The sequence below is a fragment of the Micromonospora sp. NPDC004540 genome (assembly GCF_040610095.1).
Taxonomy (GTDB): domain Bacteria; phylum Actinomycetota; class Actinomycetes; order Mycobacteriales; family Micromonosporaceae; genus Micromonospora.
In genome coordinates this window covers 1-21259 of the sequence record NZ_JBEXLR010000033.1, presented here as the reverse complement: position 1 = coordinate 21259, position 21259 = coordinate 1, and the positions used below count along the sequence as shown (strand labels likewise).

At 74.8% G+C, this 21259-nt stretch carries 21 protein-coding genes and 1 tRNA gene; 8 read left to right on the top strand and 14 right to left on the bottom strand.

Features of this window, described 5'->3' with window-relative positions:
- Nucleotides 1-151: 151 nt before the first annotated feature.
- The 3 genes from ABZV78_RS13980 to ABZV78_RS13970 are packed head-to-tail and all read left to right on the top strand — an operon-like array spanning nt 152 to nt 2582.
- Nucleotides 152-1081 carry a ribonuclease Z gene (locus ABZV78_RS13980; protein ID WP_355638477.1) on the top strand — a complete coding sequence of 310 codons (930 nt, stop codon included), beginning with the start codon at nt 152-154 and terminating at the stop codon, nt 1079-1081.
- Nucleotides 1078-1587: a GNAT family N-acetyltransferase gene (locus tag ABZV78_RS13975; protein ID WP_355638475.1), complete on the top strand. Its 510-nt coding sequence runs from the start codon at nt 1078-1080 to the stop codon at nt 1585-1587. The genes ABZV78_RS13980 and ABZV78_RS13975 overlap by 4 nt, the downstream gene beginning before the upstream one ends.
- A gap of 44 nt (nt 1588-1631) precedes the next feature.
- Nucleotides 1632-2582, top strand: a complete 951-nt coding sequence (locus ABZV78_RS13970) for a trypsin-like peptidase domain-containing protein (RefSeq protein WP_355638474.1) — start codon at nt 1632-1634, stop codon at nt 2580-2582.
- Nucleotides 2583-2632: 50 nt separating this feature from the next.
- Here the strand turns inward: ABZV78_RS13970 and ABZV78_RS13965 are convergent, their stop codons facing one another.
- Both ABZV78_RS13965 and ABZV78_RS13960 read right to left on the bottom strand, forming a co-directional pair.
- Nucleotides 2633-4003, bottom strand: a complete 1371-nt coding sequence (locus ABZV78_RS13965) for a cystathionine beta-synthase (protein WP_355638472.1) — start codon at nt 4001-4003, stop codon at nt 2633-2635.
- Between the two features lie 77 nt (nt 4004-4080).
- Nucleotides 4081-4437 (bottom strand): YkvA family protein, encoded by a 357-nt coding sequence (locus tag ABZV78_RS13960; protein ID WP_355638470.1) that lies wholly within the window; start codon nt 4435-4437, stop codon nt 4081-4083.
- A gap of 143 nt (nt 4438-4580) precedes the next feature.
- Here ABZV78_RS13960 and ABZV78_RS13955 point away from each other — a divergent pair, with 143 nt between their 5' ends.
- From ABZV78_RS13955 to ABZV78_RS13940, 4 genes are all read left to right on the top strand, one after another.
- A complete protein-coding gene (locus tag ABZV78_RS13955; RefSeq protein ID WP_355638468.1) occupies nt 4581-5627 on the top strand; it encodes an SGNH/GDSL hydrolase family protein in 1047 nt (348 codons plus the stop codon).
- Between the two features lie 111 nt (nt 5628-5738).
- A complete protein-coding gene (locus ABZV78_RS13950; protein WP_355638466.1) occupies nt 5739-6539 on the top strand; it encodes an SGNH/GDSL hydrolase family protein in 801 nt (266 codons plus the stop codon).
- 74 nt (nt 6540-6613) lie between these two features.
- A complete protein-coding gene (locus ABZV78_RS13945; protein WP_355638464.1) occupies nt 6614-7876 on the top strand; it encodes an acetyl-CoA C-acetyltransferase in 1263 nt (420 codons plus the stop codon).
- Between the two features lie 40 nt (nt 7877-7916).
- A complete protein-coding gene (locus ABZV78_RS13940; protein ID WP_355638462.1) occupies nt 7917-9383 on the top strand; it encodes a CYTH and CHAD domain-containing protein in 1467 nt (488 codons plus the stop codon).
- Between the two features lie 7 nt (nt 9384-9390).
- On the opposite strand, the gene ABZV78_RS13935 is transcribed toward ABZV78_RS13940, so the two are convergent.
- The 4 genes from ABZV78_RS13935 to ABZV78_RS13920 all read right to left on the bottom strand — a co-directional run bounded on the left by ABZV78_RS13935 (nt 9391) and on the right by ABZV78_RS13920 (nt 11700).
- Complete coding sequence (locus tag ABZV78_RS13935) at nt 9391-9711, bottom strand: hypothetical protein (protein ID WP_355638461.1); 321 nt, start codon at nt 9709-9711, stop codon at nt 9391-9393.
- Between the two features lie 70 nt (nt 9712-9781).
- Nucleotides 9782-10540, bottom strand: coding sequence for a Bax inhibitor-1/YccA family protein (locus ABZV78_RS13930; RefSeq protein ID WP_355638459.1), 759 nt, complete (start codon nt 10538-10540; stop codon nt 9782-9784).
- 128 nt (nt 10541-10668) lie between these two features.
- The gene (locus tag ABZV78_RS13925) at nt 10669-11511 is read right to left on the bottom strand and encodes a Bax inhibitor-1/YccA family protein (RefSeq protein WP_355638457.1); all 843 of its coding nucleotides are present in this window, start codon (nt 11509-11511) and stop codon (nt 10669-10671) included.
- 105 nt (nt 11512-11616) lie between these two features.
- Nucleotides 11617-11700: transfer RNA gene (locus tag ABZV78_RS13920), tRNA-Leu, on the bottom strand.
- Nucleotides 11701-11790: 90 nt separating this feature from the next.
- Between ABZV78_RS13920 and ABZV78_RS13915 the strand changes: the two genes are divergently transcribed.
- On the top strand, nt 11791-13632 hold the full coding sequence (locus ABZV78_RS13915) for a hypothetical protein (protein ID WP_355638455.1): 1842 nt from the start codon (nt 11791-11793) through the stop codon (nt 13630-13632).
- A gap of 54 nt (nt 13633-13686) precedes the next feature.
- Here ABZV78_RS13915 and ABZV78_RS13910 read toward each other — a convergent pair whose 3' ends face one another.
- The 8 genes from ABZV78_RS13910 to ABZV78_RS13875 form a co-directional block, all read right to left on the bottom strand.
- The gene (locus ABZV78_RS13910; protein ID WP_355638454.1) at nt 13687-15018 is read right to left on the bottom strand and encodes an NAD(P)/FAD-dependent oxidoreductase; all 1332 of its coding nucleotides are present in this window, start codon (nt 15016-15018) and stop codon (nt 13687-13689) included.
- Between the two features lie 102 nt (nt 15019-15120).
- Entirely contained in the window at nt 15121-15693 is a 573-nt protein-coding gene (locus tag ABZV78_RS13905) for a hypothetical protein (RefSeq protein ID WP_355638452.1), read from the bottom strand.
- A 114-nt stretch (nt 15694-15807) separates the two neighbouring features.
- Nucleotides 15808-17172, bottom strand: coding sequence for a DUF58 domain-containing protein (locus tag ABZV78_RS13900; protein WP_355638450.1), 1365 nt, complete (start codon nt 17170-17172; stop codon nt 15808-15810).
- The gene (locus ABZV78_RS13895; RefSeq protein ID WP_355638448.1) at nt 17172-18179 is read right to left on the bottom strand and encodes a MoxR family ATPase; all 1008 of its coding nucleotides are present in this window, start codon (nt 18177-18179) and stop codon (nt 17172-17174) included. Before ABZV78_RS13895 ends, ABZV78_RS13900 begins: the two co-directional genes overlap by 1 nt.
- Nucleotides 18179-18760, bottom strand: coding sequence for a hypothetical protein (locus ABZV78_RS13890; RefSeq protein ID WP_355638446.1), 582 nt, complete (start codon nt 18758-18760; stop codon nt 18179-18181). The genes ABZV78_RS13895 and ABZV78_RS13890 overlap by 1 nt, the downstream gene beginning before the upstream one ends.
- Complete coding sequence (locus ABZV78_RS13885; RefSeq protein ID WP_355638518.1) at nt 18757-19488, bottom strand: DUF4129 domain-containing protein; 732 nt, start codon at nt 19486-19488, stop codon at nt 18757-18759. The genes ABZV78_RS13890 and ABZV78_RS13885 overlap by 4 nt, the downstream gene beginning before the upstream one ends.
- Before the next feature lie 20 nt (nt 19489-19508).
- A complete protein-coding gene (locus ABZV78_RS13880) occupies nt 19509-20249 on the bottom strand; it encodes a uracil-DNA glycosylase (RefSeq protein WP_355638444.1) in 741 nt (246 codons plus the stop codon).
- Complete coding sequence (locus ABZV78_RS13875) at nt 20242-20955, bottom strand: dienelactone hydrolase family protein (RefSeq protein WP_355638442.1); 714 nt, start codon at nt 20953-20955, stop codon at nt 20242-20244. The genes ABZV78_RS13880 and ABZV78_RS13875 overlap by 8 nt, the downstream gene beginning before the upstream one ends.
- Between the last annotated feature and the right edge of the window lie 304 nt (nt 20956-21259).

Below are 21259 nucleotides of genomic sequence, written 5' to 3'. Positions count from 1 at the left end.
GCGGGCACCAGGCACCATCGTCGAGACCGTGTGGCAGCGGTGCGGCGAAACCACGACAGCCACCCGACCCCCGGGGTGCCGGCCCAGTCCAGCCGGCCCGCGCGCGAGCGCGGAAGCCCCGGGGGTCGCTTCATGTGTGAGGGGGCCCGGATTGTCGATGCGCGAGCTGGCGGTCCTCGGCACGGCCAGCCAGGCCCCGACCCGGCAGCGCAACCACAACGGCTACCTGCTGCGCTGGGACGACGAGGTGCTCCTCTTCGACCCCGGCGAGGGCAGCCAGCGGCAGATGCTGCACACCGGGATCTCCGCCACCGACCTGACCCGGATCTGCGTCACCCACTTCCACGGCGACCACTGCCTGGGCCTGCCCGGCATGATCCAGCGGCTCTCCCTGGACCGGGTCCCGCACCCGGTGGCCGTGCATTTCCCCGCCGGGGGCGCGGACTACTTCGCCCGGCTGCGCCACGCGTCGAGCTTCTACGAGACCGCCGAGCTGGCCGTCGAGCCGATCGAGGCGGACGGTCAGCGGATCACCCTGGGCATCGGCACGCTGGAGGCCCGCCGGCTGCGGCACCCCATCGAGACGTACGGCTACCGGCTCGTCGAGCCGGACGGCTGCCGGGTGCTGCCGGAGAAGCTGTCCGCGTATGGCATAGCCGGTCCGGCGGTCGGTCAGCTCCTCCGCGACGGCCACCTGGACCTGGACGGGCGCCGCGTCACCCGCGACGAGGTGAGCGTGACCCGGCCCGGGCAGCGGTTCGCCTTCGTCATGGACACCGGGCTCTGCGACGGCGTGTGGGCCCTGGCCGAGCATGCCGACCTCCTGGTCATCGAGTCGACCTTCCTGGAGTCGGAGGCCGCCCTCGCCGCCGAGGTCGGCCACCTCACCGCCGGCCAGGCCGCGCGCGTGGCGGCCGAGTCGGGGGTACGCACGCTCGTGCTCACCCACTTCTCCCAGCGGTACGCGGACCCGCGCCGCTTCGCCGACGAGGCCCGGGCGCACTTCACCGGGGAGCTGGTGATCGCCGAGGACCTGATGACGGTTCCGGTGCCGCCCCGGCGGGTAGCCTCGGCCGGGTGACGGTCTCCCTGCGCCCCGCCACCGACGCCGACCTGATGGGGGTCGGCGCCCTGCACCAGCGGTCCCGGGTCGCGGCGTACTCGTCGTTCCTGCCGCCGGACGCGCTGGCGGATCCGACCCCGGAGGCGATGGGCCGGTACTGGACGGAACGGGTGGCCTGGGAGGGCGCGGACCACCGGATGACCGTGGCCGAGCGGAACGGCGAGCTGGTCGGCTTCAGCTACCTGGGGCCGGACGACGCCGGCGACCCGGCCACCGGCCTGCTCAACGCCATCCACCTGGAGCCGGCCGAGCAGGGCCGGGGCACCGGGCGGGCGCTCATGGTGGACGCCCTCGACGCCATGCGGGCCCGCGGCTGGTCCCGGGCGGCGCTCTGGGTGCTCCGGGAGAACGCGACGGCCCGCCGGTTCTACGAGCGCGGCGGCTGGACCGCCACCGGCGAGCAGCGCGAGGACGTCATCGGCGCCACCGCCGTCCCCCAGCTCCGGTACGCCCGTTCGCTCTGAGCGGATCGGGGCATGGGCCCCGATGCCGGCGCGTTGGCACCGGCATGGACACCGAGCACAGCGAGCGGGCAGAGGACGCCGCGCTCGACGCGTACTCCCGGGTGGTGACGGGCGTGGCCGCCCGGGTGCTGCCCAGCGTGGCCGCCCTGTCGGTGCGGACCCCGCGCGGCGCCGGCGCCGGTTCGGCCGTGGTGATCGGCCCCGACGGGCTGCTGCTCACCAGCGCCCACGTGGTGCAGGGCGCCCGGGACGGGTCGGCCGCCTTCGGCGACGGCACCGAGACCGGGTTCCGGGTCGTCGGCGCCGACCCGCTCTCCGACCTGGCGGTGCTGCGGGCGGAGCGGTCGACCGTCGAGCCCGTGGAGCTGGGCGACGCGGACCGGCTGCGGATCGGCCAGCTCGTGGTCGCGGTCGGCAACCCCATGGGGCTGGCCGGTTCGGTCACCGCCGGGGTGGTCTCCGGGCTGGGCCGGTCGCTGCCGGCCCGGGACGGGCGGGTCACCCGGCTCATCGAGGACGTCATCCAGACCGACGCGGCGCTGAACCCGGGCAACTCCGGCGGTGCACTGGCCGACTCGGCCGGCCGGGTGGTCGGGGTCAACACCGCGGTCGCCGGCTACGGCCTCGGGCTGGCCGTGCCGGTGAACGCCACCACCCGGCAGATCATCGCCGACCTCACCACCGACGGCCGGGTCCGCCGGGCCTGGCTCGGCGTGGCCGGGGTGCCGGTGCCGCTGCCGCCGGAGATCACCGCCCGGACCGGGCAGCGGCGCGGGCTGCGGGTGGTCGAGGTGGTGCCGGGCAGCCCGGCCGGGCTGGCCGGGCTCTACCTGGGCGATGTGATCGTGGCGGCCGGGGGCCGGCCGGTGCAGGACGGCCAGGGCCTGCAACGGCTGATGCTCGGCCCGGCGATCGGCGCCCGCCTGCCGGTCACGGTGCTGCGCAAGGGCGCGTACGTCGACGTGGTGGCCGTGCCGACCGAGCTGGGCCGCTGACGCGACGAGGGCCCCACCCCCCGCCCGGGGGTGCGGCCCTCGCCTCGATGTCAGCGCGCGCCGAGGTGGGCGAGCAGGTCCTGCCGGGTCAGCACGCCCTTGGGCTTGCCGTCGACCAGCACCAGCGCGGCGTCGGCCTTCTCGAGCAGCGCGACCGCCTCGCTCACCGGCTGGCCGCCACCGATCATGGGCAGCGGGTCACCCATGTGCCGCTCGATCGTGTCGTGCAGGTGCGCCTGGCCGGTGAAGAGCGCGTCGAGCAGGTCCTTCTCGGCGATCGAGCCGGCCACCTCGCCGGTCACCACCGGCGGCTCGGCCTTGAGCACCGGGAGCTGGGAGACGCCGTACTCGCGCATGTAGTCGATCGCGTCGCGGACCGTCTCGGTCGGGTGGACGTGCACCAGCTCGGGCAGGCCGCCCGGCTTGCCGCCGAGCGCGTCGGCCACGGTCGGCTCGGCCCCCGAGTTGTCCAGGAAGCCGTACCGTGCCATCCACTGGTCGTTGAAGATCTTGGACATGTAGCCCTTGCCGCTGTCCGGCAGGAGCACCACGATCACGTCGTCCGGGCCGGCCTTGCGGGCCACCTCCAGGGCCGCGACGACGGCCATGCCGCAGGAGCCGCCGACCAGCAGGCCCTCCTCACGGGCCAGCCGCCGGGTCATCTCGAAGGACTGCTTGTCCGAGACCTCGACGATCTCGTCGGCCACGCTGCGGTCGTAGGTCTCCGGCCAGAAGTCCTCGCCGACGCCCTCGACCAGGTAGGGCCGGCCCGTGCCGCCCGAGTAGACCGAGCCCTCCGGGTCCGCGCCGACCACCCGGACCCGCCCCTCGGACGCCTCCTTCAGGTAGCGACCGATGCCGGAGATGGTGCCGCCGGTGCCGACGCCCGCCACGAAGTGGGTCAGCTGCCCCTCGGTCTGCTGCCAGATCTCCGGGCCGGTGGTCTCGTAGTGCGAGCGCGGGTTGGCCGGGTTGCTGTACTGGTTGGGCTTCCAGGCGCCGGGGATCTCCCGGGCCAGCCGGTCGGAGACGTTGTAGTAGGAGCGCGGGTCCTCCGGCGCCACGGCGGTCGGGCAGACCACCACCTCGGCGCCGTACGCCCGCAGCACGTCCTGCTTGTCCTGGCTGACCTTGTCGGGGCAGACGAAGACGCACTTGTAGCCCTTGAGCTGGGCGACGAGGGCCAGCCCGACGCCGGTGTTGCCGCTGGTCGGCTCGACGATCGTGCCGCCCGGCTGGAGCAGGCCGGCCTTCTCGGCGTCCTCGACCATCCGCAGCGCGATCCGGTCCTTCACCGAGCCGCCCGGGTTGACGTACTCCACCTTCGCCAGCACGGTCGCCTGGATGCCCTCGGTGACGTTGCGCAGGCGTACCAGCGGGGTGTTGCCGATCAGCTCGACCACGTTGTCGTAGTACTGCACCTCGTTGTGCCCTTCGTTGCGCCGCCGTTCGTGGGGCGGCCGGAAAGTCGTCAGTTCGTCGCCCAGGGTACGTGCCGTCAGGGCACCACATGCCCCGGGATGACGGACCTGCGACGTGCCTCCCACTCCAGGAAGCGGTCGGTCTCGGCGAGCACGCTGCCGGCCAGCCAGGTGACCATCACCGCGTCGTCGGCCAGGCCGAAGATCGCCAGCGGGATCTCCGGCAGCAGGTCGATCGGCGAGACGATGTACGCCGTGGCGCCGGCCATCAGGGCCAGCCGCAGGCCGCCGTCGTACTCGCCCCGGGCGGTGGCCCGGATCATCCGGGGCAGCGCCGCCAGCCGGGCGCCCAGCGACGGGCCACCCCGTGCCCCCGCCGCCAGCGTCCGGGCCAGCGCGGTGAAGGCCGCGCTCCGCTTCAATGTCTTCCCCATCTCCTCGCCCCTTTCCGCTCGACCAGGGTGCGGTGCCGGCGCAAGCCCCGCCCCCTGCCCCTACCGGTACCCGGAACCGTCCGGTCCCAGCCGTAACGATCACGAGGAGAGCGGGTGTCGTGGCGGCGCGATAATGTCGGTGCATGGGGGACGCTGGTTCCGTCGCGCCAGGCGGCTGGCAGCGCGCCCGGCGGATCGCCCGCGTGACGGCGATCGGCACGGGCGCCACGGTGGCGGCCACCGTCGCCACGGGCGGGGTGCTGCTCGGTCAGGCCCGCCAGGCCCGGCGCACCATCCCGATGGCCGAGGCGCCCCCGCCGCGCTGCGACGGCGTCTACGGGGCGAAGCTTCCCGGCCCGCCGGTCAGCATGGTGATCCTCGGTGACTCGTCTGCCGCCGGCTACGGCGTGCACCGCCGCCGGGAGACCCCGGGCGCGCTGCTGGCCACGGGGTTGTCCCGCCGGCTGCACCGGCCGGTCCGGCTGCACCGGTTCGCCGTGGTGGGCGCCCTGTCGGCCGGGTTGAAGCCGCAGGTCGAGTCGGCCCTGGAGGTCGAACCGGACATCGCGGTCATCCTGGTCGGCGGCAACGACGTCACCAACCGCACCCCGCTCTCGGTGTCCGTGCGCTACCTGGTCGCCGCGGTCCGCACGCTCCGGGCCGCCGGCTGCGAGGTGGTCGTCGGCACCTGCCCCGACCTGGGCGCTATCCGGCCGATCCAGCCGCCGCTGCGCTGGCTGGCCCGGCGCTGGAGCCGCCAGCTCGCCGCCGCCCAGACGGTCGCCGTGGTCGAGGCGGGCGGCTGGACGGTCTCCCTCGGCGACCTGCTCGGCCCGCGGTTCGCCGCCGAGCCGGCCCGGATGTTCGCCTGGGACCGGTTCCACCCGTCCGCCGAGGGGTACGCGGTCGCCGCGGCGGCGCTGCTGCCCACCGTGCTCTCCGCGTTGGGCGCCGCCCAGGAACGCCGGCCGTCGCTCACCGGCGCGGAAGGCGTACGGTCGCTGCCGGAGGCGGCCCAGGAGGCGGCCCGGCACGCCGGCACCGAGGTCAGCGGCACCCGGGTCCGGGGCCGCGAGCGCGGGCCCGGTGGGCGCTGGGCGCAGCTTCGGCGGCGGGCCTTCTTCGGCGTCGGCGCGGTGCCGCAGCCCGGTGCCGCCGCCGACCCGGCCCAGGTGGAGGGACTGGCATGAGCGGGGCTGCGGAGGCATCATCAGCAGGCACAACGTGTGCCATGCTCATGTCGACGCCGTTCGCCACGAGCAGACCGACCCGCGGGTCGTGGGAGCTGGGGAGGTGTCGTCATGACCGAGCGTAACGAGCTCGCGGTCCGGCTCGGTCGGGCCGCCGCGCTCTCCCTGCTCGCCGGCACGGTGGGCGGGGCGGCGGTCCTCGCCGGCCAGGCCATCGCCGCCCGCAGCCGGGAATACGCCCAGCCCGAGCTGGGCCTGGCGCTGCGCGCCACGGTCGGCCGGGCGGACGCGCCGCCGCTGCGGCTGGTGCTGCTCGGCGACTCGTCGGCGCTCGGCGTCGGCGTTGAGCGCTTCGAGGAGACCATCGGCGGCCAGCTCGCCCATCTGCTGGCCGAGGGACCCACCGGCCGGCGGGTGCACCTGTCCAGCGTCGGGGTCTCCGGGTCCCGCTCCACCGACCTGGCCACCCAGGTGGCCCGGGCGCTCCTCGGCGAGCGGCCCGACGTGGCGGTGATCCTCATCGGGGCGAACGACGCCACCGGGCTGGCCCGCCCGGCCGACGCGGCGGCCTACCTCGGCTCGGCGGTGCGCCGGCTGCGCGAGGCGCACGTCGAGGTGGTCGTGGGCACGTGCCCCGACCTCGGCGCGATCCGCGCGGTCGCGTCCCCGCTGCGGCAGGTGCTCGGCTGGGCGGGGCGGCGGATGGCGCGCGCCCAGACGGCCGCCGTGCTCGACGCGGGCGGCGGCGTCGTCGACCTGGGCACCGAGACCGGCCCGGTGTTCCGGGCGGACGCCGGCACCCTCTGCCACGACGGCTTCCACCCCTCGGCCGACGGCTACCGCGTCTGGGCGCACGCCCTGCTCCCGGCGGTCGAGGCGGCCGCCGCGGTCGCCTACCGGCACCACCACTGAGCGCCCGCGGGGGTGACATTTCCCGCCCGTCGCGCAGCTTCCGCCACAAGTTACCGGCGGGTTAACGTTGGTTCATGCCGATTGAGTCGCCCCGCGACGCCGTCATCGTCGCCACCGCCCGGTCCCCCATCGGCCGCGCGTTCAAGGGTTCCCTGCGGGAGGTCCGCCCGGACGACCTCGCCGCCACCATCGTCCAGGCCGCCCTCGACAAGGTCCCGGCGCTCGATCCCACCACCATCGACGACCTCTACCTGGGCTGCGGCCTGCCCGGTGGCGAGCAGGGCTTCAACATGGCCCGGGTGGTCGCCACCCTCCTGGGGCTGGACGGCCTGCCCGGCGCCACGCTGACCCGCTACTGCGCCTCCTCGCTGCAGACCACCCGGATGGCGATGCACGCGATCCGGGCCGGCGAGGGCGACGTCTTCATCTCCGCCGGCGTCGAGACCGTCTCCCGGTACGCGCGGGGCAACTCGGACACCCTGCCGCCCGAGGCGCAGGCGCTGGTCGGCGGCGGCTGGGAGAACCCGCGCTTCGCCGAGGCGCGCGAGCGCTCGAAGGCCCGGACCCAGGGCGGCGCCGAGGTGTGGACCGACCCCCGCGAGGCCGGCCAACTCCCCGACATCTACCTGACGATGGGGCAGACGGCGGAGAACCTCGCCCAGGTGTACGACGTCACCCGCGCGGACATGGACGCGTTCGGCGTGCGCAGCCAGAACCTCGCCGAGAAGGCCATCGCGGACGGCTTCTGGGCCCGCGAGATCACCCCGGTCACCACGCCGGACGGCACCGTGGTGAGCACCGACGACGGCCCGCGCCCCGGGGTGACCCTGGAGGCGGTCGCCGGCCTGAAGCCGGTCTTCCGCCCGGACGGCCGGATCACCGCCGGCAACTGCTGCCCGCTCAACGACGGCGCCGCCGCCGTCGTGATCATGAGCGCCCAGCGGGCGCGGGAGCTGGGACTGACCCCGCTGGCCCGGATCGTCTCGACCGGCGTCACCGCGCTCTCGCCGGAGATCATGGGCCTCGGCCCGGTCGAGGCGTCCAAGCAGGCGCTCAAGCGGGCCGGCATGACCATCGACGACGTCGACCTGGTCGAGATCAACGAGGCGTTCGCCGCCCAGGTGATCCCGTCGTACCGGCAGCTCGGCATCCCGGAGGAGAAGCTGAACGTAATGGGCGGCGCGATCGCCGTGGGCCACCCGTTCGGCATGACCGGCGCCCGGATCACCGGCACCCTGCTCAACGCCCTGGAGTGGCACGACAAGACCATCGGTCTGGAGACCATGTGCGTCGGCGGCGGCCAGGGCATGGCCATGGTGCTCGAACGCCTGAACTGAGCTCGATTCGCCGGAGATCCGGCCGGGTACGGGAGGTGCCATGGCGACCGTCGTGGAACGCGAACGCAAGTACTCCGGCGACGAGGGATTCCGGCTGCCCGACCTGATCGGGTGCGGTGGCGTCGCGACCACGTCCGACGCCACCGCCCTCGACCTGGACGCGGTCTACTGGGACACCGCCGACCTCCGGCTGGCCCGCAGCGGCTACGCGCTGCGGCGGCGGACCGGCGGGCACGACGCGGGCTGGCACCTCAAGGTGGGCGCGGTCGGCGGCGCGCGCACCGAGCACCAGTTCCCGGCCGGGCCGGAGGACGCCGACCCGCCGGCCGAGCTGGTCGCGCTCTTCCGAGGCGCGTCCCGGGGCCGGCCGGTCGCCCCGGCCGCGCGGGTTGTCACCCGCCGCCGGGAACGCCGCCTGCTGGACGCGGCGGGCCGCCCCCTCGCCGAGGTGGCCGAGGACGACGTCCGGGCCGAGGACCTGGTCGGCGGGGAGCGGCAGACCTGGCACGAGATCGAGGTCGAGCTGGTCGACGGCGACGAGGCGCTGCTCGACGCGGTGGACGACCGGCTGCTCGAGGCCGGCGCACGGACCGTCCCGGTCTCGAAGTCGCACCGCGCCCTGGGCGGCCGGCTCGCCGCCACCCGCCCGGCGCCCGCCGACCCGGCGGCCGCGCCCGTGGTCGACTACCTCACCGCCCAGCGCGACACGCTGATCGGCCACCACGCCGGCGCGCTCGGCGGCGACGAGGACGCCGTGCACGACATGCGGGTGGCCGTCCGCCGGCTCCGCTCCACGCTGCGCACCTTCCGCGGCCTGTGGGACCGCGCGGAGAGCGAGAGCGTACGGGCGGAGCTGCGCTGGCTGGGCGGGCAGCTCGGGCCGGTCCGGGACGTCCAGGTGATGGCCGCCCGGCTGGCCGACGCGGTCCACGCGGAACCGGACGAGCTGGTGCTCGGCCCGGTCCCGGCCCGGTTCGCCGAGCGGTTCGCCGCCGACCTGGCCACCGCCCTCGACGGGCTGCGCGCCGCACTCGGCTCCGACCGCTACACCGACCTGCTGCGCCGGCTGGACGCGCTGGTGGAGGGGCCGACCGCGCGCGCCGTACGGCCCCGCTGGGTGAACCGGCGGGTGCGCCGCGCGGTGACCCGCTTCGACGACCGGCTGGACCGGGCGCTGGCCGGCGGCGAGGACGACACCGCGCTGCACGAGGCCCGCAAGGCGGGCAAGCAGGCCCGGTACGCCGTCGAGGTGCGCCGGCCCCGCGCGAAGCTGGTGGACCGGTTCAAGGACCTCCAGGACGCGCTCGGAGCGCACCAGGACTCGGTGGTGACCCGGGAGGTGCTGCGCGAGCAGGCGCTGCGGGCGTACGCCGACGGCGAGAACACGTTCACCTACGGCCTGCTGCACGCCCGGCAGGCGGCCGTTGCCGACCGGGCCGGGCCGGCGCTGGCCAGGGCGCGGGACCGGGCCCGCCGCCGGAAGGTGCGGCGCTGGTTGACGGGCTGACCGTCGGCTACAGCGTGGAACGGGTCCGGGCGACCGCGGCGGCCGCCCCGGCCAGCACCGGCTCCGGCGCGCCGGCCGCCAGCAGGTCGGCGGTGACCACCCGGAGTTGGTCGGGCAGGGCCAGGTCGCTCGGGAGCCGGGGCACGTCGCGGCGCGGCTCCCCCTCGGCGTCGGCCGCCAGGTTGGCGATCTCCTGGACCAGCTTGTGCACCAGGTCGGCGCGGGACACGTTGCCGCCCTCGGCCGCCGCCGACCAGCGCGGCTGCTCCCAGTGCCCGACCTGTCGGACCAGCAGCGCCACCGCCCGGTCCAGTTCCGCTGCGCTCATCGCGGCCGAGTCTACGACGGCTCCAGGTCGCAGCGCGGCGCTAGACGCGCCGAGCTGGAGTTGTCGAAGGTCAGCGCCGGACGTAGCTCAGCAGGCGGAGGATCTGCCAGTACAGGAAGATCAGCCCGACCAGCAGGCCGAACGCGCAGAACCAGGCGTACCGGCGGGGCAGGCCGTTGCGGGCGGACCGCTCGACCAGGTCGAAGTCGAGGACGAAGCTGAGAGCCCCGGCGATGATCGCCACCACCGAGAAGAGGTACGGCAGCCAGCCGACCTGCGCCGTGAGGCTGTAGACCTCCACGCCCTGCCGCCCGGTGAGCAGGTAGGTGACCAGGTTGACCAGGCCGATCGCCACGATGCCGATGAGCGTGCCGAGGACCAGCCGGGCCAGCCGTGGGGTGGCCCGGATCAGCCGGGCCCGGTAGAGCAGCGCCATGCCGAGGAAGACCCCGAAGGTGCCGATCACCGCCTGCGCCACGATGCCCGGGTAGACCAGTTCGAAGGCGCGGCTCGCCACCCCGAGGAGCAGTCCCTGGAGCACCGCGTACCCGGCGATCAGCGGCGGGTTGGTGATCTGCTTCAGCGAGATGACCAGCACCAGCGCCAGGCTGGCCAGGGCGCTGCCGGCCAATGCCGCGGAGATCCACACCGCCTGCGGCACCACCACCCAGGCCACCGCCGCGGTGACGCCGGTGAGCAGCAGCAGCCCGACCGTCCGGCTCACCACGTCGGCCACCGTCATGGTCTCGGCGGCCCCCACCCCGAGCACCTGACGCTCGGTCCGGCCGACGTCGTCCAGCCGGTCCAGCACCGGGTTGGCACTGCGCACCGCGACCTCCTCGCGCCGACGTACCCCCGGGCTCCACTCTGCCCCGGGCCGCCCGGCGGCGACGGGCAAACGACGACGCCCGCCGCCGCGGGCGCGGCAGGCGGGCGTCGCAGGTCGGGCGGGGACGGTCAGTCGTCGCCCTGGAAGTAGCTGAGCAGGCGGAGGATCTCCAGGTAGAGCCAGACCAGGCCGACCACGATGCCGAACGCGGCCGTCCAGGAGTAGCGCTGCGGGAGCCCCATCCGGACGCCCTCCTCGATCTCCGCGAAGTTGAGCACGAAGCTCAGCGCGGCGACCACGATGCAGACCAGGCTGAACCCGATGGCCAGCGGGCTGCCGTCGCGGAGGTGGGTGTTGACGCCGAAGAGGGCGAGCACCAGGTTGATCAGCATGACGCCGAAGAGACCCGCGATGACCGCCACCATGATCCGGGCGAACTTCGGGGTGGCCCGGATGATCCGCGCCTTGTAGATCACCGCCATGAGGAAGAAGACGCCGAACGTGGCGACCACGGCCTGGAGCACGATGCCGTCGTAGAAGTTCTCGAACGTCTTGCTGACCATGCCGACGAAGACGCCCTCGACGATCGAGTACGCCACCACGAGCGCCGGGTTGGCCATCCGGGAGAACGAGATGATCAGGCCGAGGACCAGGCCGACCACCGCGGCGCCGATCCAGGCGACGCCCGTCAGGGCGTCCGGCACGAGCACCCAGGCCGCAGCGGCCGAGGCGCCCAGGATGCCGAGCATCAGCACCGTCTTGACGACCACGTCGTCGAGGGTCATCGGGGTCACGGTGGGCGGGGCCGCCGGGTAGCCCTGGGCACCCGGGTACGGCTGCTGCTGCGGGTACGGCGAGTACTGCTGGGGATATCCGGGCTGACCGTACGGCCCGGGCTGGGCGTACCCGGCCGCCCGCTCCCGCTCAGCCGCCTGGCCGAGCCGGGCGAGCACCGGGTTCGTGGACTTCACTTCTCAGGCCTCCCTCAGGGGGTCGATGCACGTGAACGTGCCCCTCCAGGGTAAACGGGGTGGCAACACCGTGCGCGGCGCAAAGCTGTGGGAAGGCTGAGAGTCTGGTGCCCGGGGCGGGGGTCGAACCCGCACGCCTTGCGGCAGCCGCTTTTAAGGCGGCCGTGTCTGCCGTTCCACCACCCGGGCGGGTGACACCGGCGCGCCGACACGCGGCGGTGCAGGTCTCACCGTAGCGGCTGCGCCACGGGCCGGCGTACCCCGCGGCCCTCGGCCGATATGGTCGAGGCCGTGACCAGCGCCGCCCGCACGGCCCCCGGGCCCGACCCCGACCAGGCACTCCGCCTCGACCCGGCGCTCCGCCCGGGCCGGGCGGCCCGGCTGCTGGCCGCCGGCCGTCGGCACCGCGCGGACCTGCTGGCCGGGCTGCTCTTCGTCGTGCTCGCCGGCTGGCTCACCCACGGGCTGTGGCCCGCGCCCGGGCAGCGGGTGCTGGCCCTCAACCCGGCCGACCAGACCCTCTACGAGTGGTTCCTGGCCGTCGACTCACGCGCCCTGCTCGGCGACTTCGGGCTGCTCACCGACCGGCTGAACGCGCCGGACGGGGTCAACCTGATGACCAACACCACGGTCATCGCGCTCGGCGTGCTGCTCGCCCCGGTCACCCTCGCCCTCGGGGCACCGGTCACCTTCGCCCTGCTGGCCGCGGCCAACCTGGCCGGCACGGCGCTCGCCTGGTACCTGCTCCTCACCCGGACACTGCGGGCCCGCCCGCTCGCCGCCGGGCTCGGCGCGGCGCTCTGCGGCTTCGGTCCGGGCATGGTCTCGCAGAGCAACGCCCACCTGCACATGACCGCCCAGTGGCTGGTCCCGGTGATCGTCTGGCTGGTGGTCCGGCTGCTCCGGGCCGCCGACCCGGCGGGCCGCCCGGACGGCCCGGACCGCCGCCGGCTCGCCACCTCGACGCTCGGGCTGGCCGTGGCCGTAACCCTCCAGGTCTTCATCGGCGAGGAGGTGCTCTTCCTCACCGCGCTCACCCTGCTGGTCATGGCCGTCGCGTACGGGCTGGCCGACCGGGCGCTGCTGCGCCGGGCACTGCCCGGCTTCGCCGGCGGGCTGATGTGCGCCGCCGGGCTGGCCCTGTTCGTGCTGGCGTACCCGCTGTGGCACCAGTTCGCCGGGCCGCAGGGCGTCTCGGACGGGATGTTCAGCCCGCACTACTTCTCCGCCGACCTGACCAGCTGGACCCGGCTCTCCGCGCTCTCCGTGCTGGGCGGTGCCGACGCGACCCGGCTGACCACCGGTCCGGCCGAGTTCAACACGTTCCTGGGCTGGCCGCTGCTGCTGGTCGCCGCCGGCTGCGCGTTCTGGCTGGGCCGGCGCGCCCTGGTGATCGCCTGCCTCGCGGGGGCGCTGGTCATGGCGGCGCTCTCGCTCGGCCCCGAGGTGGTGGTCGGCGGCGAGCGGACGGGCGTGCCCGGCCCGTACGCCCTGCTGGCCGGGTTGCCGGTGGTGGACGGCGCACTGCCCATGCGGTTCGGCCTGGCGGTGCTGCCGCTGGTCGGGACGGTGCTCACCCTGGCCGTGCACCGGGCGCTGGGCGAGCGGGGGCGGGCCCGCCGGCTGGTCCCCCTCGCGGTCGGCGCGGCCCTGCTCAGCGTCTTCCCCGCGCCGCTGCCCACCACCGACCGGCCGCCGCTGCCCGAGTTCGTCAGCGGCGGGCACTGGCGGAAGTGCGTACGCCCCGGCGGGGTGCTGGTGCCGGTGCCCACGGCCACCCCGAAGGACCCCTGGCCGATGCGCTGGGGCGCCGCCGCCGACGCCGCGTTCGGCATGCCGGAGGGCTTCTTCATCGGCCCGTACGGCCGCAACGGCTCGGCCACCATGGGCACCTGGCAGCGGCCGACCTCCGCCCTGCTGGCCGACGTGGCGAAGCGGGGGGTGGCGCCGGCGGTCGGCGACCGGCAGCGCCGGCAGGCCGCCCGGGACATCGAGACCTGGGGCGCCTCCTGCGTGGCGCTGACCGACGACGCGCCGCACGCGGAGACCCTGCGCCGGACCCTGGAACAGCTCTTCGGGCCGGGCACCCGGATCGCCGACGCCTGGACCTGGCGGTTCTGACCCCGGACACGGCGAAGGGCCCCTCCCGTACGGGAAGGGCCCTTTCCGGTCGTCTCAGACGCGCGCGCCGACCGGCGGCGCGGACGCCTCGGCGAACTCCTCGCGCGGGTCGTGCAGCTGGCCGAGGGCGACCACCTCGCGCTTGAGGAAGAACGCCAGCGTCCAGTCGACCACGACCCGGACCTTGCGGTTGAACGAGGGGATCCGCGACATGTGGTAGGTGCGGTGCATGAACCAGGCCGGCCAGCCGGTCATCTTCACGCCGTAGACCTGCGCCACGCCCTTGTGCAGGCCGAGGCTGGCCACGCTGCCCGCGTGCTTGTGCTTGTAGTTGACCGGCTCGCGCCCGCGGATCACGTTCGCGATGTTGTCGGCCATCCGGGCGGCCTGCCGGACCGCGTGCTGCGCGCTCGGCGAGCAGAAGTTGCCCGGCTCCTTGGTCAGGTCCGGCACCGCGGCGCAGTCGCCGGCGCTCCACGCGCCCTCGACCACCCGGTCGCCGTCCACGATCTGGAGGGTGGGCAGGCAGGTGACCCGCCGCCGCTCGTCGCGCGGGAAGTCGGTCGCGTCCAGCATCGGCGACGGCTTCACGCCGGCCGTCCAGACGATCGTGTCGGACGGGAAGCTGGACCCGTCGGAGAGCTTCGCGACCCCGTCGACGCAGGACTCCAGCCGGGTGTCCAGGCGGATGTCCATGTTCCGCTTGAGCAGCTCCTGCACCGTGTAGGCGCCCATGTCCCGGTCGACCTCCGGCAGCACCCGCTGGGTGGCCTCGACCAGGACCCAGCGCATGTCCTCCGTCTTCAGCTCCGGGTAGTAGCGCAGCGCGTCCCGGGCCATGTCCTCCATCTCGGCGAGCGCCTCGATGCCGGCGTAACCGCCGCCGACGAAGACGAAGGTCAGCGCGCGGCTGCGGACCTCGGGGTCGGTGGTGGCGGCCGCCACGTCGAGCCGGTCCAGCACGTGGTTGCGCAGGAAGATGGCCTCACCGATGGTCTTGAACCCGATGCCGTGTTCGTGCAGGCCCGGGATCGGCAGGGTGCGGGAGACCGAGCCTGGGGCGACCACCACGTGGTCGTACTGAATCTCCCGGGTCGGGCCGCTGATCGGCTGCACGACGGCGGTCTTGCGGTCGTGGTCGATCCGGGTGACCGTGCCGGCCACGACCTTGCACTTGCGCAACTCCCGCCGCAGCGGCACCACAGCGTGCCGCGGGGAGATGTTGCCCGCCGAAGCCTCCGGGAGGAACGGCTGGTAGGTCATGTGCGGCTGCGGGTCGACGACGATGACCTCGGCCTCACGGGAGCTCAGCTTCTTGGACAGGCGCAGAGCGGCGTACAGGCCCACGTGCCCGGCACCCACGACAAGGATCCGCTTCGGATTCACGTCATCTATCTTTCCCCGGGCGGCTCAGCTAATCCCGTCCGAGACCCTCTTCTGTGACGGAGCACAACCCCTGTGACCTGCGCAACTTCTCGCGGCGTCCCGTTATCTGCGACGCAGGAGCCAGGCCAGGAGGCCGCTGAGACCCACCGCGACCAGCAGCCCGGCCACCGTCGCCGCCTGGAATCCGCCGTCCCCGCCGACTCCGCCGAGCCAGGCCAGCACGATGCCGAGCACGGCGCTCGCGAGCACCACCCCGCCGGCCCGGGCCAGCCAGCGCAGCACCAGGTCCGGGTCGACCACCGCGTCGTAGGGCAGCAGCGCGGCCAGCGCGCACAGGGTGTGCGCCAGGTAGAGCAGGGTCGCCACGGCGAGCAGCCGCCACAGCGCCGGCGGCCGGTCGAAGCCGAGCGTGGCGAGCAGCCAGCCGCCCACGGTCACCAGCGCGGCGAACGTCGGCCAGATCCGGCGCGGACCGGCCGCCGGCAGCACCGCCACCACCGTGAGGGCCAGCAGCGACCGCGGGGTGAGGGCCTCACCGGGGTACGCGACCAGGAAGCCGACCAGCACGCTGAAGAAGATGCCGGCCCGCACCAGCAGCGGCGTCGGGCTGACCCGGCCCACCGCGTACCGGAGCGCGCGGACCCGCTCGGTCAGCCCCTCGACGAGGTCGTTCATCTGCGCCACTCTTCGTTCGCGACTGCGGTACTCCGCTCCGCTGCGTTCCTCGCGCTCACCGAGCCGGCCTTCCGTTCGCGACTGCGGGACTCCGCTCCGCTGCGTTCCTCGCGCTCACCGCATACCCGCCTTCGGGGCCGTCGCCAGGCGGGCCACGTCGCGCAGCACCTGGTCGAGGCTGCCGGCGCCGGCCCAGCGCACCACCGGCACACCGTGCTCGCGGAGCTGGCCGATCATCGTGTCCCGGTCCAGCCGCCACAGCCGGTAGGCCACCTCGGCCCAGCCCCGGTCCTTCGGCACCGGCAGCTCGGCCGGCAGGGTGTCCACCGCGACCACGAACCGCCCGCCCCGGGCCATCCGGGCCAGCATCTGCGCCGAACGCTCGTCCAGCAGCGGGGTGAGCACCACCACCAGCGCGTCCGAGGAGAGCAGCTGCGGGCCGAAGACCTGGTCGTAGGGCTCGTGCGGCGACGACTCGGCCCTGACGTCGAGCAGCCACTCCAGCACGGTCAGGTACTGCCGGCGGCCGGTGGCCGGGCGCAGCCGGCGGGCGGCCGGCCCGTATTCCAGCAGCGCCACCCGGTCCCCCCGGTGCAGGTAGTGCTCGGCGATCGCGGCGGCCGCCCGGACGGTGGTGTCCAGCACCGACGCCGCGCCGCGTACGCCGCCGGAGCGGCCCGCCTCGGCCAGCACGTCGAGCAGCACCACCACCTCGGCGTCCCGGTCGGAGAGGGTGGCCGCCACGTGCAGCTGGCGGGCCCGCAGCGAGACCCGCCAGTCGATCCGGCGCAGCCGGTCCCCCGGTGCGAAGACGCGCACCCCGGCCAGCTCGCCGCCCTCCCCCGGCCGGCGCGAGTGGTGCGCGCCGACCAGCCCGGCGGCCCGGGGCATCGCCTCGACCGCCTCGAACGGCTCGGTCATCGGGTAGACCCGCATCCGGACCGCGTCGGTGACCACGGCCCGCGACACCAGCAGCCCGTCCGCGGCGGCGACCCGGGCGCCGGCCGGCCCGATCGGGTGCCGCCCCCAGCGCAGCGCCGTGCCGGTCAGCTCCAGGTCGACGGCGGCGCCGGACGGCACCGAGGTGACGAAGGGCCGGTCGGCGCCGCCGGAGCGGCTCACGTCCACCCCGGTCCCGCCGAAGCCGACCTTCTCCACCCGCAGCCAGCGCGACATCCGGGTCCGCACCACGGCCATGTCGTAGGAGACGGTGTCCGGGTTGGCCACGGCCACCGTGGCGGCCATCGGCGCGCCCTCCACCAGGTGCGCGTCCTCGACGCCGATCGCCAGCTCGGGCAGCGCGGTGGGCCGGCGGCGCAGCGCGTACGCGGTGCCCAGCGCGAACGGGGTGGCCAGCACGACCAGGTCGATCCGGCCGAGCAGCACCGCGGCGACCAGGAGCAGGCCGGTGAGCAGCACGGCCCGGCCGAGCGCCCAGGTGGGCGCCCAGCCGCTCGCCGGTTCCTGACGGTCGGTCATCAGCGCCCGGCGGGTCCGGCCGCGTAGCTGGGCAGCGCTCCGCTGGCCGGGGCGGGCGTCGACTCCAGCACCTCACCGACCACGAAGGACGGGTCGACCCGGCGCAGCCACATCTCCGGCCGCAGGGTGATCCGGTGCGCCAGCGCGGGCACCGCCACCGCCTTGACGTCCTCCGGAACCACATAGTCGCGGTTGGCGAGCACCGCGCGGACCCGGGACAGCAGCAGCAGCGCCAGCGAGCCGCGCGGTGACGCGCCGACCAGCGCGGACGGGTGATCCCGGGTGGCCGCGGTCAGCGCCACGATGTACCGGCCGATCGAGTCCTCGACCACCACGTCCTCCAGCGCCGACTGCATGGCGCGCAGCGTGCCGGCGTCCACCACCGGCTTGATCTCGGCCTCCTCCCGGCGGCGGGCGATCCGCCGTTGCAGCACCTCCCACTCCTCGTCGTGGTTCGGATAGCCGAACGAGACCCGGAGCAGGAACCGGTCGAGCTGCGCCTCGGGCAGCGGGTAGGTGCCCTCGTACTCGATCGGGTTGGCGGTGGCGAGCACGTGGAACGGCTCGTCCAGCCGGTAGGTGACGCCCTCGACCGAGACCTGCTTCTCCTGCATCGCCTCCAGCAGCGCCGACTGGGTCTTCGGTGGCGTCCGGTTGATCTCGTCGGCGAGCAGCAGGTTGGTGAAGACCGGGCCGGCCCGGAACGAGAAGTCGCCGCTGCGCTGGTCGTAGAGGAAGGAGCCGGTGACGTCGGCGGGGAGCAGGTCCGGGGTGAACTGGAGGCGGCGGAAGTCGAGCCCGAGGGCCTGCGCGAACGACCGCGCGGTGAGCGTCTTGCCCAGGCCGGGCAGGTCCTCCAGCAGGACGTGGCCGCCGGCCAGGATGCCGGCCAGAACCAGCTCCAGCGCCTCCCGCTTGCCGACCACGACGGTGCCGACCGCGTCGAGCACCGCGCGGGCCAGCCGGCCGACCTCGGCGGGGGGCATGCTCCGGTCCACGTCGTTCATCACAGCTTCTCCAGTTCGGCGACGATCGCCGCGAGGTCGCGCGGCAACGGGGGGCGGCGGGCGGGGGTGCCGAGGAACGTCCACAGCGGCTCGCCCAGCAGGGCGCGGGCGCGGGCCGGATCGGACTCGCGGGTGATGCCGTGTTTCTGGCGCAGCCGCTCGTCGGCCAGTTCGCCGAGGCGGGGCAGCACCCGCTCGGTGAACCGCTCCCGATTGCCGGAGCACCAGTCCAGCGGGCGTTCCCACCCGTTGATCGCGGCGCGCAGGGCGTCCCGGGCGGACCAGTTCCAGGTGCCGGGTTCCTCGCCGGCCGGGGCGCGGACGCCGGCCCGGGATGGTGGCGGGGGCGACAGCTCGGCGGTGACCCGGCGGACGGCGAGCACGGCGAGCACGCCCGCCACGATGATCCAGAGTGAGACCTGGAGGCCGACCGCGCGCAGCCCGACGACGACCACCACCACGATCGCGGCGGTGACCGCGAGGGTGCGGAGCACCCAGCGCGCCCGCCCGCCGCCGGGCCGGCGCGCCTCCCCGGCGGGCTCCTCGTCGAACGAGAGCAGGTCGTCGATGCTCGTGCTCACGGCATCACCTCGGCAACCGTGGTCAGCTCGCCGCGCAGCCGGCGCAGGGCGGCCCGGGCCTGGTCCCGCATCCGCTCGTCGACCGTGTGGGTGGCGTACCGGGCCTCGCGGTAGACGTGCGCGAAGCCGTCGAGCACGTCGGCGCTGGCGATCGCCGGGACGCCGGCCGCCGGGTCGCCGCTCAGCAGCCGGCTGACCAGGTCGGTGGGGGTGTCCCCGGCGCGCCGCGGCACCCCGGCCTCGTCGGCGGCCTCCTCCAGCCGGACCCAGCAGGCGATCACCGCGGTGCGCGGGTCGGTGGACCGGTCGTCCAACTCCTCCAGGCCGGCGTCCAGCGCGGCCACCACCTCGCGGGCGGTGCCCTCGGCGGTACGCCGGACCCGCTGGGTGGGCACCGCGCGGGTGGTCCGGCGCAACGCACCGCCGAGCACGGTCCAGAGCACGTAGCCGACGGCGGTCAGCACGGCCGCCGCGAGCAGCACGATGGCGGCGGTGACGAGCCAGCCCGGGAGGCCACCCGAGGTGGGCGGGCCGAACTCCCGGGGCTCGACCGTGATCGAGGGCGCGGGCTCGGCGGACGGGTAGTCCGGCACGTACGGGATGTTGTCGGCGGCGGGCGGGATCCGGCTCGCGCCGATGGCGGAGTGCCCGGCGGCGAGCGCGGCGACGGCCAGCAGCAGGGTCACCGCCGCGACCGGCCACCACCTGCGCAGCACGCCGAGGTCCATCCCACCGCCCAACGCATTCCTCAGTCCACCCCGGCCAGGTCCTTCGCCCGGGCGAACACGTCGTCCAACATCGCTGGTGTCAGCCGTCCGGTGAAGGTGTTCTGCTGGCTGACGTGGTAGCAGCCGAGCAGCGCCGGTGCGGACGTGCCGGACCAGTGTGCCCCATGGCCGAAGGCGGGGCGCGGCGTGGGCGGGCGCTGTCCGTACACGTGGCGCAGCACCGGCCACCACGCGGCCCAGGCGAACGCGCCCAGGGCGACCACGACGCGCAGGGTGGGCCGGATCAGCGCGACCTCGCGGTGCAGCCACGGCGCGCAGGTGTCCCGCTCGGCCGGGGTGGGTTTGTTGTCCGGCGGCGCGCAGCGCACGGCGGCGAAGATGCGGGTGTGCCGCAGGGCGAGGCCGTCGTCGGCGGACACGCTGGTCGGCTGGTTGGCCAGCCCGGCCCGGTGCAGCGCGGCGAAGAGCACGTCACCGGAACGGTCCCCGGTGAAGATCCGGCCCGTGCGGTTGCCGCCGTGCGCGGCGGGCGCCAGGCCGAGGATGCCGATCCGCGCGTCGGGCGGGCCGAAGCCGGGCACCGGCCGCCCCCAGTAGTCCTGGTCGCGGAAGGCCGCCCGCTTGACCCGGGCCACCTCCTCCCGCCAGACGACGAGCCGCGGGCAGGCGAAGCAGTTGCTCACCGCGCCGTCCAGGTCGGCCAGGTCGGTCGCCCGCGCGGCGCGGGCGACAACCTCGGCGGGCGTACGCGGCTCAGCCAAGTTTCGCCCGGAAGAGTTCCAGCGTGCGGGCCCAGGCGGTGGCGGCGGCCCGCTGGTCGAAGTGCTCCGGCCGGTCCTCGTTGAAGAACGCGTGCGCGGTGCCCGGGTAGTCGTAGGTCTGGCAGGCGCCGCCGGCGGCCTCGATGGCCCGGCGTACGCTCTGCACCCCGTCGGCGGCGGACAGGCCGTCCGCCTCGGAGCAGTGGATGAGCGCGGCTTTGCCGGCGTAGCCGGCCCAGCCGGTGCGGCCCGCGTTGTCCGCCGCGCCGGCGCTCATGCCCTCCCAGGGCAGCCGCGGGTAGAAGCCGGCGGTGGCGACGATCCGCTCGGAGAACGTGCCGGACCACAGCGCCAGGCTGGCCCCGGCGCAGAACCCGGCGCAGCCCACCTTGCCGGCGACCTCGGGCCGGCTGGCGAGGTATTCGGCGGCGGCCGCGATGTCGCTCGCCGCCTCGTCCATCTGGGTGCTGTTCAGCATCTGCCGGGGCTCACTCGGCTTGCTCGCCGGGCCGCCGTGCCGGAAGTCGGGCGCGAGGGCGACGAAGCCGGCCTCCGCGAAGCGGTCCACCACCGCCCGGACGTGGGGCACCAGGCCCCACCAGTCCTGGATGACGATGACCGCCGGGCTGGCCGCACCGCCGGAGGGTATCGCGAGATACCCCTCGCTCGTCCCCCCGTTGCCGGTGAAGCTCACCATCTCGCCCATGGTCCCGTCCTCCTAGCGGTCAGTCATCGTTGGCTGGTCGCACAGTGGGTGTTACGTGCGGGTAGCGTGCCACGCGGTCACCGGCCCGGGGAAGACGAAAGAACAGTGGCATTCACCTCCTGTTCGTCTCCCGGACCGGTCCGTCACCGCCGCCGGGCTCGACCGGCGGACCGTCGTGCGTTCCCGTGCCCCACGAGGTCCTCCATCGTGGACGCGCCGACACGTGGGCGGGCGCCACGCGCCGGACTCCGCGGTGGTGCGGGTGCCGGATTCCGGGGTGCTGCTGCTCGGCGACTGCTGGTAC